Origin of the sequence: Herbiconiux sp. SALV-R1 (assembly GCF_013113715.1) — a bacterium.
Classification (GTDB): Bacteria; Actinomycetota; Actinomycetes; order Actinomycetales; family Microbacteriaceae; genus Herbiconiux.
Genome location: NZ_CP053344.1, coordinates 1,378,299 through 1,391,968, shown reverse-complemented (window position 1 = coordinate 1,391,968; position 13,670 = coordinate 1,378,299). Strand labels below are relative to the sequence as shown.

At 71.8% G+C, this 13,670-nt stretch carries 10 protein-coding genes; 5 read left to right on the top strand and 5 right to left on the bottom strand.

Annotated elements, in window-relative coordinates; translation table 11 throughout:
- Positions 1-4: 4 nt before the first annotated feature.
- The 4 genes from HL652_RS06730 to HL652_RS06715 all read right to left on the bottom strand — a co-directional run bounded on the left by HL652_RS06730 (position 5) and on the right by HL652_RS06715 (position 4,888).
- Positions 5-589: a 2'-5' RNA ligase family protein gene (locus HL652_RS06730; RefSeq protein WP_171704615.1), complete on the bottom strand. Its 585-nt coding sequence runs from the start codon at positions 587-589 to the stop codon at positions 5-7.
- On the bottom strand, positions 579-1,652 hold the full coding sequence (locus tag HL652_RS06725) for a spore photoproduct lyase family protein (protein WP_171704614.1): 1,074 nt from the start codon (positions 1,650-1,652) through the stop codon (positions 579-581). The genes HL652_RS06730 and HL652_RS06725 overlap by 11 nt, the downstream gene beginning before the upstream one ends.
- 36 nt (positions 1,653-1,688) lie before the next feature.
- Complete coding sequence (locus tag HL652_RS06720; protein WP_171704613.1) at positions 1,689-2,723, bottom strand: zinc-dependent alcohol dehydrogenase; 1,035 nt, start codon at positions 2,721-2,723, stop codon at positions 1,689-1,691.
- Positions 2,724-2,800: 77 nt separating this feature from the next.
- Positions 2,801-4,888: a right-handed parallel beta-helix repeat-containing protein gene (locus HL652_RS06715; RefSeq protein ID WP_171704612.1), complete on the bottom strand. Its 2,088-nt coding sequence runs from the start codon at positions 4,886-4,888 to the stop codon at positions 2,801-2,803.
- A 155-nt stretch (positions 4,889-5,043) separates the two neighbouring features.
- On the opposite strand from HL652_RS06715, the gene HL652_RS06710 reads away from it, so the two are divergent.
- The 5 genes from HL652_RS06710 (at position 5,044) to HL652_RS06690 (ending at position 11,144) form a co-directional block, all read left to right on the top strand.
- Entirely contained in the window at positions 5,044-6,096 is a 1,053-nt protein-coding gene (locus HL652_RS06710; RefSeq protein WP_171704611.1) for a LacI family DNA-binding transcriptional regulator, read from the top strand.
- Between the two features lie 94 nt (positions 6,097-6,190).
- Entirely contained in the window at positions 6,191-7,531 is a 1,341-nt protein-coding gene (locus HL652_RS06705; RefSeq protein WP_171704610.1) for an ABC transporter substrate-binding protein, read from the top strand.
- Positions 7,532-7,545: 14 nt separating this feature from the next.
- The gene (locus HL652_RS06700) at positions 7,546-8,493 is read left to right on the top strand and encodes a carbohydrate ABC transporter permease (protein ID WP_171704609.1); all 948 of its coding nucleotides are present in this window, start codon (positions 7,546-7,548) and stop codon (positions 8,491-8,493) included.
- Positions 8,490-9,407, top strand: coding sequence for a carbohydrate ABC transporter permease (locus HL652_RS06695; protein ID WP_171704608.1), 918 nt, complete (start codon positions 8,490-8,492; stop codon positions 9,405-9,407). The genes HL652_RS06700 and HL652_RS06695 overlap by 4 nt, the downstream gene beginning before the upstream one ends.
- A gap of 93 nt (positions 9,408-9,500) precedes the next feature.
- Positions 9,501-11,144, top strand: coding sequence for an FAD-dependent oxidoreductase (locus HL652_RS06690; RefSeq protein ID WP_171704607.1), 1,644 nt, complete (start codon positions 9,501-9,503; stop codon positions 11,142-11,144).
- Here HL652_RS06690 and HL652_RS06685 read toward each other — a convergent pair.
- On the bottom strand, positions 11,141-13,621 hold the full coding sequence (locus HL652_RS06685) for a glycoside hydrolase family 3 C-terminal domain-containing protein (protein WP_171704606.1): 2,481 nt from the start codon (positions 13,619-13,621) through the stop codon (positions 11,141-11,143). The two genes, HL652_RS06690 and HL652_RS06685, sit on opposite strands and share 4 nt — an antisense overlap.
- Positions 13,622-13,670: the final 49 nt, after the last annotated feature.

Below are 13,670 nucleotides of genomic sequence, written 5' to 3'. Positions count from 1 at the left end.
GACCTCAGGGAACGACGTCGATGACGGTCGAGGTCGCGGCGTTCCAGTGCCTGAGGCCGATGATCTCGCCGGCGGGGGGCGCCGCGGGGTCGACCGTCGACACCTCGTCGAGGGCGCGCAGCGCTTCGGCCGTCGTCTCGACGCGCAGCCGCCGCGCGAGGGTGAGGTGGGGCGTCCACTCCCCCGGGCGGGTGTGCGGGCGGTCGGTGTCGCGGCCCTCGACCGCCAGCGCGTGCACCTCGCGGTGCAGCCGCAGCAGCGGTTCGGTCACCACCACGCCGCGCGCCAGCACCCTCCGGGGGCCGCTGCCGAAGAGTAGGAGCCCGCTGAGCTCGAGCGGCAGGGGCAGGAGCGGCCCGATCGCCCCAGCGAGCTGTTCAGCGCCGGGCAGCGCGGCACCCGCGTCGCGCACGAGCAGGGTGATGTGGGGCCGGTTGCTCGGCGAGGTGTGCGCGCCGAGGCTCGACAGCCCGGCGGCCGAGAGCGCCTCCCACTCTGCGCGCACCCGGCCCTCGAGCCCCGCGTCGAGGAGCAGCTCGAGGCTCGCGATGGGGGTGCGCTGCTCGCGCCCGCTCTCCTCAGAACGCATAGCGGATGCGGCAGGAGGGCAGATGGCGGGCGACCAGCGCGCGGAACCGCGCCACCGCGTCGGCCTTCAGCTCGCGCCGGTAGCGCACGTTCACGGCGCCGTTCTCAGAGAGCTTCTGCTCCTGCAGGGCGGGCTGCCAGAGCAGCTGCTCGGCCTTCGGGTGCCAGCCGAGGTTCACCTCGTGCAGCCTCTCGTTGTGGGTGAGCAGGATGACCTCGGCGGCGAGCTGCTCCTTCGCCGCCGGGTGCAGCGTGTCGTCGACCTCGGTGAGCAGCTCGGCCCAGTCGCGCTCCCAGGTGGGGGTGAGGATGACGGGCGAGAAGTTGAGGTGCACTTCGAAGCCGGCGTCGACGAAATCGTTGACGGCGGCGATGCGCTCCGCCACCGGCGAGGTGCGGATGTCGGTGAGCTTCGCCGTCTCGGCCGGCATGAGCGAGAACCGGATGCGCGTGCGGCCCACCGGGTCCCACTCGAGGAGCTCGCGGTTGACGTACTTGGTGGCGAACGAGGCCTTCGCCGTCGGAGACATGCGGAACAGCTCGCACAGCTGCCGCACGTTCTCGGAGAGCAGCGCGTCGGCCGAGCAGTCGCTGTTCTCGCCGATGTCGTACACCCAGGCCTCGGGGTCGCACTGATTCGGCTCGGCTTTCGCCCCGTGCCGCTTGATGTGCCGCGCGAGGTGCGCCTCGATCTGGTCGATGTTGGCGAACACCGTCACGGGGTTGCTGTACCCCTTGCGCCGCGGCACGTAGCAGTAGGCGCAGGCCATCGCGCATCCGTTGGCCGTGGAGGGGGCGATGAAGTCGGCCGAGCGCCCGTTGGGCCGCGTGACGAGCGACTTCTTGACGCCGAGCACCAGCGCCTCGGTCTTGATGCGCACCCAGCGGGCGACGTTGGCCTCGTCGCCGTGCACCTCGGGGATCTGCCAGTGCGACTCGACCGGAACGATCTCGGCCTCGGGCCAGCGGGCCACCACGTCGCGGCCGCGCGGCAGCTCGAGCGCAGCCGCCTCGGCGTAGATGCGGCGGATGCGCAGGAGCGGAGCGGTGACGGTGCCTGGCATGACTCCTGTCTACCCGCAGCCACCGACACCCGCCCGCTATCGCATCGTGCTGAGGTCGAGCAGGATCTTCGGCCGCTCGAGCTCCCGCCCGGCGAGGAGGCGGAAGGCCTCGGCCGCTTCGCTCCAGGGCAGTACCCGGTCGATGAGCAGCCCGGCCGGGAAGCCCGGCGCGGTGATCATCTCGGCGGTCGCACCGTAGTGGTCGAGGCCGTGGAAGATGCCGTGCACCGACAGCCCCTTCATGGTGAGCAGCGAGGGCAGGAAGCCCGGCACCTCCTGGTTGACCACGCCGATGAGCGCCGCCCGCCCGCCCGGCCGCAGCATCCGGCCGAGCGCTGCCACCGAGGCGGGCTTCCCCGAGGCCTCAATCACGACCGTGTAGGCGTCGTCGGCGGCCTCGTCGAGGTGGAGGGCGCGCTCGGCGCCGAGCGAGAGTGCGAGCTCGAGGCCGGTCTCGCTGCTGCCGACGACGTCGACGTGCCGGGTGATGGTGCGCGCCATGGCCACGGCGAGCAGCCCGAGCGTGCCGGTGCCCACCACCGCCACGCGGTCGTCGAACCGCACGCCCGTGGTCACCAGCGCGTTCATGGCGGTCACCGCGGGCTCGACGAGCACGGCGTCGCGGAGCGACGCGCCCTCGGGCAGCGTCGTCACCGCGGTCGCGGGCATCGAGATGTAGCGGGCCGCGGCGCCCTGGCGACCGAGCAGCCCCACCTCCTGGTGCGCGAGACAGGCCGAGCGGAAGCCCGACTGACAGGGCCCGCAGGCCCCGCAGGTGACGAGGGTCTGACCCACCACCGCGTCGCCCGGCACCACCGAACGAACGCCCGGGGCGACGGCCCGCACGATGCCCGTCCACTCGTGACCGAACACGACGGGGTAGCTCGAGAGGCCCTGCTCGATGTAGTAGCTGCGATCGTGCAGCAGCTCGACGTCGGTGCCGCAGATGCCGAGGTACGCGACCTCGACGAGCACCTCGCCGGGGGCCTCGGGCGGGACGGGCCGGCGCTCCGCCGAGACGGTGTGCGGCGAGATGGTGAGCACGGGCATGTCGCCCTCGGGCCAGGTCACGCTCCGATGATAGCCGCGGCCTCGACCTGGGGGCGCGGCGAGGCACGGCACACGTTCGTACCGCGCCGCGCCGGCCGTCAGCCCCGCACGACCACCTCGTCGACCACGGCCGCCGACGACGCCGTGCGCACCCCGACCTTGCCCGCGGTGAGCTCGGCCGCGGGATTGCTCCAGCTGATCAACCGCTTCCCGTCGAGCCAACCCTCCACGGTCGCACCGCGCACGTCGGCACGCACCGAGACCAGCTCCCCGACGTCGACCGACACCGGCTGCGAGGCGACCAGGGTCAGCGTTCCCGCCACCTTCTTGTACAGCTCGAGCGCCCCCGAGTCGAGGTTGAGCCGCAGCATGAGGAAGTTCGCCGAGTCGGTGTACCGCACCAGGAGGCCGGCGTTGCCGTCGGGAGTGGCGACGGCGAGCCGTGCCGTCGCTGAGTAGTCGGTCCAGGCGGTGGAACCCGCCGAGGCGATCGCCTCGCCGGTCACCGCGCCCTGCCGGAGCGCCCCCGGAACACCGCCGACCGTCCACGAACCCGCCACGGCAGCCCAGCCACCGAAGCTCCCCGCCTCGAAGGTCTCGGCCGAGAGCACCGCCGCAGCAGCGGCCTCCACCGCCCCGCGATCGGGCCCCGCACCCTGGTAGAGCGCGCGCCCGGCGAAGTCGATGCCGCCGTTCGTTGCCAGCACGGCGCCGGAGTCGCGCGACGGCGACGCCGAGCCGAGCGCATAGGCGGCGACCGCATCCGTGATCGAGGTCGCCCCGCCCGGGGCGGCGAACAGCGGGTCGCTCGTCAGCTTGCCGGTGTGCGGCGCGACCGAGCTGTTCGCCCCGAAGAAGGTGTTGTTCGAGTAGACGGCACCGCCGCCGATCGCGTACGTGCCTGTTCCGCCGTTGGAGTAGACGTTGTTCGTGTAGGTGGCCACCCCCGCCGAGTTCGAGGTGGTGAGGAGGCCGGTCTGCCCCTGCGAGCGGTAGAACACGTTGTTGTAGACCGCGAGCGACCCGCCGCCGAACGGGATGCTGATGGCGCCGTTCGAGCGGTCGAGGTCGTTCTGCGAGATGTTGTAGCGGAACACGTTGTTCGAGGTCTGGTCCATCATGAGCAGCGTGCCGCCCTCGTTGTCATGGCTGTAGTTGTACTGGTAGACGCTGTTCGTGACCTTCGTGTCGAAGTCCCAGGGCTGCCCGTCGCCGTCGATGCGGCGGGTGCGCGAGGCCTCGTTGTACTGGAACACGGCGCCCGAGGTGTAGTACGCCCACTGGGCGGCGACCACGCTCACGGCGGGCAGGTAGCTGACGACCGAGGTGTTCACCTCGGTGTACGTGCCGACGCGGTCGGTGGTGTTGTACTCGACCAGGGGGTCGACGCCGGCGCGCACCAGGATGCCGTCGCGATGGATGCGCGTGACGGTGTTGCGGCGGATGACCACGTTCGTGAAGGCGTCGAGCGTGTGCGTCCAGCTGGAGCCGGTGGTGTAGGCGTCGGTCATGGTCTGGATGCCGGTGTCGGCGACGTTGTCGACCGTGTTCCCCTGGATGAGCACGTCGTCCCAGGTGCTCTCGGGATCGCTCGCGGAGGCCTGCCTGGCGTGCAGGTTGATGCCGCCCGTGCGCCGGTCGCGCCCGAACACGTCGTGGATGTGGTTGTTCAGGATGCGGATGCCGGTGAACGCACCGCCTCCCGCGCCCGCACCGAGGAGGAGGATGCCGTTGCGCCGCATCGAGGTGGCGTGCTGGCCGCTCGTGATCTCGAGCTCGGAGATGGTCCAGTGCGATCCGTTGGTGACGCGCACCCCGAAGCCCTCGCCGCCGACGGCGGTGTTGCCGAAGTCGATCTTCGGGCGCGCCCCCGTGCCGTAGCGGCCGATGACGATCGGGTCGGCCGCGGTGCCCGACCCGGTGAGGTCGAGGTACTGGTTCGTGAACACCGAACCGGCCTTCAGCAGGATGCGCGTTCCGGGGCCGGGCGTGAGCGTGTTCACCTTGGTGAGTGTCTTCCACGGCGCCGAGTCGCTCGTGCCGGAGTTGCTGTCGCTGCCCGACGCGGCGTCGACGTAGTACGTGGTGCCCACGGCCTGAGCCGGGGTGGCGGGGGCGGCGACGAGCAGCCCTCCCGCCAGGGCGAGTGCCGCGACGGTGGCGGCGATGAACCTCTTCGTTCTCACGAGTTCCTCCTCGAACCGGGTGATGAGTCGAGAGCGTTCTTACCCGCTTATAGGTATAACCACAAGCGACCTCTGCACGGCGGCCCGTGAAATCCAGACTTGCGACTAATACGTATCAGCGCCTATGCTCGCCTCAGTCAGTCGAAGGAGACCCCGTGAACCGCCCCCGCATCCCCCGCCAGAGCGATATCGCCCGGCTCGCCGGCGTGTCGCAGGCGACGGTGTCGATGGTGCTCAATGACCGGGCCGGCGCCAACCGCATCCCCGAGACGACGCAGGAGCGCATCCGCGAGGCCATGACCGAACTCGGCTACGTGCCGAACATCGCCGCGCAGTCGCTTCGCGGCGGGCGCAGCGGCCTCATCGGCGTGCACACCTTCGAGCGCGTCTTCCCCACCGCCCCCGACGACTACTACCGCGAGTTCCTCAACGGCATCGAGGAGAGGGCGGTGGAGAGCGGGCTCGACCTGGTGCTGTTCGCCTCCACCCAGAAGCCCGACGGCACGCGCAGCATCTACGGCTCGGGCAGCAACCGCATGCGTCTCGCCGACGGCGCCATCATCCTCGGCTTCGAGACCAACGACGACGAGATCGCCCGGCTCGCCGACGAGGGCTTCCCCTTCGTGTTCATCGGGCACCGCGAGGTGCCGGGCGTCACCATCCCCTACGTCACCGCCGACTACGCGGCGGCCATGGCCCCGGTGGTGCGGATGCTCGCCTCGGCCGGACACCGTCGCGTCACCTACCTGGCAGCTCCCCTTCGCGGCTTCGCCCAGCGCGAGCGCCTCGAGGGCTTCGAGCACGCGGCCGGCGGGGAGCTCGACGAGGTCGTCGTCGAGGTGCGCGAACTCGCCGAGGTGACGGCCGAGTGGGCGCGGGGGCAGCTCGCCGCCGGCAGCACCGCCGTCGTCGTCGAGACCTTCGACCTGGCGCGGGCGCTGCGTGCGGCCCTCGACGAGGCAGGCCTGTCAGCCCCCGCCGACCTCTCGGTCGTCAGCCTCGACTCCGACCCGCGCGGCGAGGGCCCGTTCAGCCACCTCAGGGTTCCGCGTCGCGAGATGGGCCGTCGGGCCGTCGAACTGCTGCTCGCGGTGATCGACGGCGCGCAGGGCTCCTCGCTCGCCGAACCCGTGCACTGCGCCCCGCCCGCCGGCGACACGGTGGCGGCGCCCCGGGTGCACGAGCCGGCCGCCGCGCACACCCCCTGACCCCCCACCCTTCCGTCCTCCGACACCAGCATCACTCACCCTTCCCCGAACACCTCACCGGCACCTATTCTGCTAATACGAATAAGGACACAACATGGACGTTCACTCCCCGCGCATCCCCCGGCGGCGCCATGCCCGGCGCGCCACGACCCTGCTCGCCCTGGGCGCAGCAGCCGCCCTCGCCCTGAGCGGCTGCGCCTCGGGTGGCGACGCCGCCGACGACGGAGGCGACAAGACCCTGAGCGTCTGGCTCCCCGGCACCAACCAGACCGAGATCGACCTCGTCACCGACACGATCGTGCCGGCCTTCGAGAAGGAGAGCGGCGCCACCGTCGAGGTCACCTTCGTCGACTGGGGCGACATCTCCACCAAGCTCAACTCGGCCTTCGCCGCGGGCACCGCACCCGACGTCTTCGGGCACGGACCGGCCGCCACCGCCGACTTCGTCGCCAACGACCGCATCCTCGACCTCGACGAGCGCGTCGCCGCGATGAGCGCCGACGACCGCGACGACCTCGCCGCCGCCCTCCCCGGCGGGCAGGTCGACGGCGTGCAGTACCTCATGCCGCTGTCGCTGCAGGGCTACCTCGTCATGTACGACGCCGACGCCTTCACCGCCGCCGGCCTCGACCCCGACTCCCCGCCCGCCACCTGGGAGGAGCTGAAGACCGCGGCGGAGACGCTCACCGAACGCGACGGCTCGACCATCACCCGCTCGGGCTTCCTGGCCCCCAGCCAGGCCATCGCCCGGCAGCAGTCGTTCGCCACCTTCCTGTTCGGCGCGGGCGGCGAGCTCGTGAACGAGGAGGGCACCGAAGCCGCCTTCGCCTCGAGCGAGGGGGTCGACGCGCTCGACTTCTTCACGAGCCTCTACACCGGCGACTCCGCGGTCTCCGCCAACCTCGGCGAGGACTACCTCAACGCCCCGGCAGCCCAGCAGCCGCTGGTGCAGGGCAGCGCGGCCATGACCATCCAGGCCGCACCGATGATGCAGCAGATCGTCGACGCCGCACCCGACCGCGACCTGCGCGTCATGCCCGCCCTCTCCTTCGAGGGCGGCGACCCCGCGGCCTTCGGTGGCGCCGGCCCCGGCCTCATGATCAACGCCGACTCGAAGTCGCCCGACCTCGCCTGGGACTTCATCCAGTACATGCTCTCGCCCGAGGTGAGCACCGAGTACACCCAGGGCACCGGCGCCATCCCGGTGCGCGCATCCGCCGCCGACAGCGACTACGCGAAGAACAGCCCCATCATCAGCACCTTCCTCGAGCAGTCGGAGTTCCTGAAGGCCAACCCGAACGTGGTGGGCTGGGTGCAGGTGCGCGACGCGCTCGACAAGGAGCTCGAGCGGGCGCTGAACGGCGTCGCGACCTCGCAGGAGGCGCTCGACGCCGCCGCGGCGGAGGCCGACAAGATCCTCGGCGCGAACGGCTGAGAACGGCAGTCGCCATGACCTCCACCACCATCGCCCCGGTCGCCGCCGCCAGCGCGCCGGCCGGGGCGACCCCGCCCCCGCCCCCTCGCCGCCGGCGCTGGAGCCGCACCGCGATCTTCGGCTTCGTGTTCGTGCTGCCCGCGGCGCTCTACATCGTCATCTTCCAGCTCGTGCCCGTCGTCTACGGTCTCGTGCTGTCGTTCACGAGCTACAGCCCGCTCAGCCGCTCCGGTCCCGAGTTCACCGGCGTCGACAACTACGCTGAGCTGCTCGGCGACGCCGACTTCGGCAACGCCCTCCTCGTGACCGGCCGCTACGTGCTGCAGGTGCTGCCGATCACGGTCGTCCTGGCGCTCGGCCTGGCCCTCCTGGTCAACCGCCCGTTCAAGGGTGTCGGCCTCTTCCGCTCCGCGCTCTACGTGCCGCACATCGTCTCGCTCACCGCGGTGAGCATGGTGTGGCTGTGGATGTACTCGCAGACCGGCCTGTTCAACGAGGTCCTCGGCTTCTTCGGGGCACCGGCCCAGAGCTGGCTGCTCGACTCCGACTCGGCGCTCAACGCCGTCTCGGCGATGCGCATCTGGAAGGCGCTCGGCAGCAACATGGTGCTGCTGCTGGCCGGCCTGCAATCCATTCCGCGCGACCTCTACGAGGCGGCCCGGGTCGACGGGGCGGGCCGCTGGGCGACCTTCCGTTACGTCACCCTGCCCGGCCTCCGGCCCATGCTCGTCTACGTGGTGGCGATGGACATCATCTACCTCGCCCAGGGCTTCGCCGAGATCTACGTGCTCACCCAGGGCGGCCCGCTCGGCAGCACCACCACCGTGAACTACCTCATCTACACCGAGGCGTTCCAGTACAACCAGATGGGCTCCGCATCCGCCATGGCGTTCGTGCTGTTCGCGCTCATCATCGGCTTCTCCGTGCTCGCGGTGCGCGGAGTCATGGGGAGGCAGAAGTGACGGCGTCGATCGAGACCCGGCGGGCGAGTGCGCTGCGCCGGATGCGCCGGGGTCACGCCCCCGGCGAGGGGCGAGTGGGTTCGATCATCACCCTCGTGCTCGTCACGGTGCTGGTCATGGTGCCCTTCGCCTGGGTGGTGTCGCTGTCGTTCACCCCGCAGTCGGAGGCCTTCGGCTCGGTGTCGCTGTTCCCGGCCAACCCCACCCTCGAGAACTACGCGACGGCGTTCTTCGACGCCGACCTGGCGAGGGCCCTGCTGAACTCCGCGGTGGTGGGCCTCGTCACCGTGGCGACCAACTGCATCCTCGCCGTGCTCGCCGGGTACGCCTTCGCGATGCTGCCCTTCCCGGGCAACAAGGCGCTGTTCTACACGCTCATCTCCACGGCGGCCATCCCCATCTCGGTCACCCTCATCCCGCTCTTCCTCATGGCGCGGGGCATCCCGCTGGTGGGTGGAAACGACATCCTCGGGCAAGGCGGCAGCGGGCTGCTCGACACCCTCGCGGGCGTCATCCTGCCCTACATCGTCATGCCGATGAACATCTTCCTGGCCCGTCAGTTCTTCACCTCGGCGCCGCTCGAGCTGGGCGAGGCGGCACGGATGGACGGGGCCGGTGAGCTGCGCATCTTCTTCAGTGTCTACCTGCCGCTGGCGAAACCGCTCATCGCCGTCGTCGCCATCTTCTCCTTCACCGGGGTGTGGGACGACTTCCTGTGGCCCCTCGTCGTCACGAGTTCGCAGGAGGTGCAGACCGTGCAGCTCGCTCTCGCCCGCTTCCTCGGCAGCGGCAACGTGCAGTACGGGCCGCTCATGGCCGGAACGGTCATCGCCACGGTGCCCGTGCTCATCGTGTTCCTGTTCAACCAGCGCAGCTTCATCTCCGGGCTCTCCGACGGCGGGGTGAAGGGCTGAACGGCCCTGCCGCCCCGGCTGCCGCGCGCGTCGCTCCCGTCCTCCCCCACGACCTCCACGACCTCCACGTCCTCCTCGAAAGGCCGATGCCCCATGCCCACCCGTCACCTCCACGCCCCCTTCGTCGTCATCGGCGGGGGCCTCGGCGGCACCGCAGCCGCCGTCACCGCAGCGCGCCTCGGCGTGCGGGTCGTGCTCACCGAGTCGAGCGACTGGATCGGGGGCCAGCTCACCAGCCAGGGCGTGCCGCCCGACGAGCACGAGTGGATCGACCGGCAGCCCATCTCGCCGAGCTACAGCGAGCTGAGGGAGCGCATCCGCGACCACTACCGGCGCGAGTACCCGCTGTCGGCGGTCGCCCGCTCGGCGGTCGCCCTCAACCCGGGTGCCGGGTTCGTGTCGCGGCTCTGCCACGAACCACGGGTCGCCCACCTCGCCGTGCGTGAGATGACCTCACCGCTCGAGGCGTCGGGCCTGCTCACGGTGCTCACCGAGCACGACCCGGTGGCCGTGAGGCGCTCCGGCGACCGCATCGAGGAGGTCGTGCTCGTCGACCGGCGCACGGGCGACGAGGTGGTGGTGCACGGCGGCATCGTCGCCGACGCCACCGAGCTCGGCGAGCTGCTCGACCTGGGCGACATCGAGCACGTCGTGGGAAGCGAGGCGGCGTCGGAGACCGGCGAGCTGCACGCCCCCGAGGTGGCCGACCCGCTCGACCAGCAGGCCGTCACCTGGTGCGCGGCGCTCGAGCTGCGGCCGGGCGAGCACCACGTCATCGACCGCCCCGCGGGGTACGAGGGGTTCCGCGACACGGTCCCCGCGTTCTGGCCCGGCCCCCAGCTGTCGTGGGTCGACATCGAACCGATCACGCTCGAGCGTCGCGAGCGACCCATGTTCGCCGGCCGGCCGGAAGACGCCGTCGACAGCGCCGACCTCGACCTGTGGCACTACCGGCGCATCCTGTCGCGGCGCATGATGGATGCCGACTGGGCGGGCCACGACGTCACCCTGGTGAACTGGCCGCAGATCGACTACTGGGACGCGCCGCTCGTCGGCCCGGGCGTCACCGCCGCCGACCGCGCCCGGGCGCTCGCGGGCGCGCGGGAGCTCACCCTGTCGTTCGTGCACTGGATCCAGACCGAGGCCCCCCGCAGCGACGGCGGCACCGGCTACCCCGAGCTGATGCTGCGCGGCGACGTGCTCGGCACCTCCGACGGGCTCGCGAAGGAGGTCTACGTGCGCGAGTCGCGGCGCATCCGTGCCCGGTTCACCGTCACCGAGGAGCACATCGGGCGCGAGATGCGCGGCGAGGGCGCGGGTTCGGCGCTCTTCGACGACGCGGTGGGCATCGGCTTCTACCGCATCGACCTGCACCCCTCGACCTCCGGGCGCACCTACGTCGACATCGACTGCTATCCGTTCCAGATCCCGCTGGGCGCGCTGATCCCGCGCGATGTGCCCAACCTGCTGGCGGCGAACAAGAACATGGGCAGCACCCACATCACGAACGGCGCCTACCGGCTGCACCCCGTGGAGTGGTCGATAGGCGAGGCGGCGGGCGCCCTCGCGGCGTTCTGCACCAGCGGCTCGCTCGAGCCCGCCGCCGTGCACGCCGACGCGGGGCTGCTCGCCGACTTCCAGCGCCTGCTCTCCGACCGGCTCGGCATCGCGCTGGCCTGGAGCGACGAGATCCGCACCCGCGGGTCGCGCAGCGAGGCCGTGACGACGGGACGCTAGCGGCCCGCGCGGCGCGCCGCGCGGCCCTTGCGGGCGCTGCCGCCGAGCTTCGCGAGACGGTTCACCACGCGCAGCAGCCGGCGGGCGCCCCGCCGACCGATGAGTGTGTCGCTCACGGTGGGCAGCATCCTGAAGTTCAGCTGCGCCACCACGTCGCCCGCCGCCTCGTCGACGGCACGCCCGGGCGGCGCCCCCAGCGTCTTGAGCGCCTGACGGTGCATCACGCGGAACAGGATGCGCGCCGCCGTCACCCCCTGCATGTCGCGGATCGCGGTGTCGAGGGTGAAGCCGCCGGGCAGGTCGGGGAGATTCGGCGGGAGGCTCCGGCCCAGCAGCGCCTCGAACGCGGCAGCCGGGAAGCCGGTCGCGCGGGAGGGCGAGCGGTAGGGGTCGGGTCGCGGCGCACCGCTCGCGGCGTCCACCACCGCGGCGTCGCCGTCGCCGTCACCCCCTCCGTCACCGGCCAGGTCGACGCGCCCGCGCCAGAGGATGTCGCGCGACGACCGGCCGAGCCGCAGTTCGAAGCCGCCGGCCTCGAGCATCCAGCCGCCCCCCGCGGGATTCCAGAACGCGAACGACCGTCGGTCGAGGGTGATGCCGAGGCGGGCGCTCTCGCCCGGCTCGAGCTCGGCCCGCGCGAAACCGCGCAGCTCGTGCTCGGGCCGGAACAGGCTCGACTCCTCGTCGTGCACGTACAGCTGCACGACCTCCACGCCGCGTCGCTTGCCCGTGTTCGTCACGGTGACCCGCACCTCGATCTCGGGATGCGCGGGGTCACCGCCGTCCCCCTCGACCACCTCGACGTCTGACCAGTCGAAGGTGGTGTACGAGAGCCCGTGCCCGAAGCAGAACGCGACGTCTTCGTGCGCGGAGTCGAAGTAGCGGTAGCCGACGTAGAGGCTCTCGCGGTACTCGAGCGTGGCCGGCCCGTCGTGCAGGCGGGAGACCGGGTGGTCGTCGTAGTGCTCGGGGAAGGTCTCGGCGAGCCGCCCGGCGGGCTCGGCGCGGCCGAGCAGCACGTCGGCGAGCGCGATGCCGCCGGCCTGCCCGCCGAGGTAGCCCTCGACGACGGCCGGAGCGTCGTGCCGCCAGGGAAGCTGCACCGGCGAGCCGTTCTGCAGCACCACGACGGTGCGCGGGTTCACCGCGAGCACCGCGCGCACGAGACGGTCGTGGGCTCCGGGGAGGCGCAGGTGGCTGCGGTCGACCCCCTCGGTCTCGTAGGTCTCGGGCAGGCCCACCACGACGATCGCCGTGTCGGCGGCCACCGCGACCCGCTGGGCCTCGGCGATCTGCGCATCCGTCGCCGAGTCGTGGTCGCCGTCGTACCCCACGGCGTACTCCACCTCGAGCCCACGCTCCTGCCGCAGGGCGGTGAGCAGGGTCTCCACCCGTGTGGGCACGACGTGCGAACTCCCGGCGCCCTGGAACCGCGGCTCGGCCGCCATCCTGCCGATCACCGCGACCCGCCCGGTGCCCGCAAGGGGCAGCAGCCCGCCGTCGTTCTTCAGCAGCACCGTGCCCGCGGCCGAGGCGCGGCGGGCGAGCTCGTGGTGGGCGGCCAGGTCGACCGGTTGCCGAGCGCGCAGGCCGAAGCGCCGGCCCGCGCGGCCGTGGCGTGCGGCGAGGGCGAGGATGCGCTCCGCGGCCCGGTCGAGCGCGTCACGCGGCAGCGTGCCCGCCGCGAGGGCACCGAGCACGTAGCGGTCGTCGCTGCGCCCGAGGCCGGGCATGGTGAGGTCGCAACCGGCGGGGATGGAGATCGTGCGGTCCCAGCTGGCGCCCCAGTCGGAGACGACGACGCCCTCGAAGCCCCACTCGGTGCGCAGCACGTCGTGGAGCAGCCAGCGGTTCTCGGTGCAGTGCTCCCCGTTGAGCTTGTTGTACGCCGCCATCACGGTGGCGGGCCGCTCGGTGGTGACGATGTGCTCGAAGGCCGGGAGGTACAGCTCCCGCAACGCCCGCTCGTCGACCACGGCGTCGACCCCGTAGCGGCGCGACTCGGTGTTGTTCGCGGCGAAGTGCTTGAGCGAGGCGCCCACCCCCGTCGACTGCACGCCCGCCACCCAGGCGGCGCCGAGTCGCGCCGAGACGAGCGGGTCTTCGGAGAAGTACTCGAAGTTGCGGCCGCCCACGGGGGTGCGCTTGAGGTTCACGCCGGGGCCGAGCAGCACGCCGATGCCCTGCGAGGTCGCCTCTCGCCCGAGCGCCTCCCCCACCTCGCGCAGCAGCCCGGGGTTCCAGCTCGCGCCGAGCGCCGCCGCCGTGGGGAAGCAGGTCGCCGGGTGCGAGTCGAACAGCGACAGGCCCGCGCCCTCGTGGGGCCGCCTCACCCCGTGCGGTCCGTCGCCGAGACGCACCGAGCGCACGCCGGCCCGCGGCACGGCGTCGGTCTTCCAGGCGCCGTCGCCCGCGGTGAGGCCCACCTTCTCGGCGTCGGTGAGGCGCGGCAGCTGCTCGGGATCGTGTGCGGTCATCGCGCTCCATGCTAGAACCGTCGGCGCGTTGCGGCTGTCGTGCGGCACC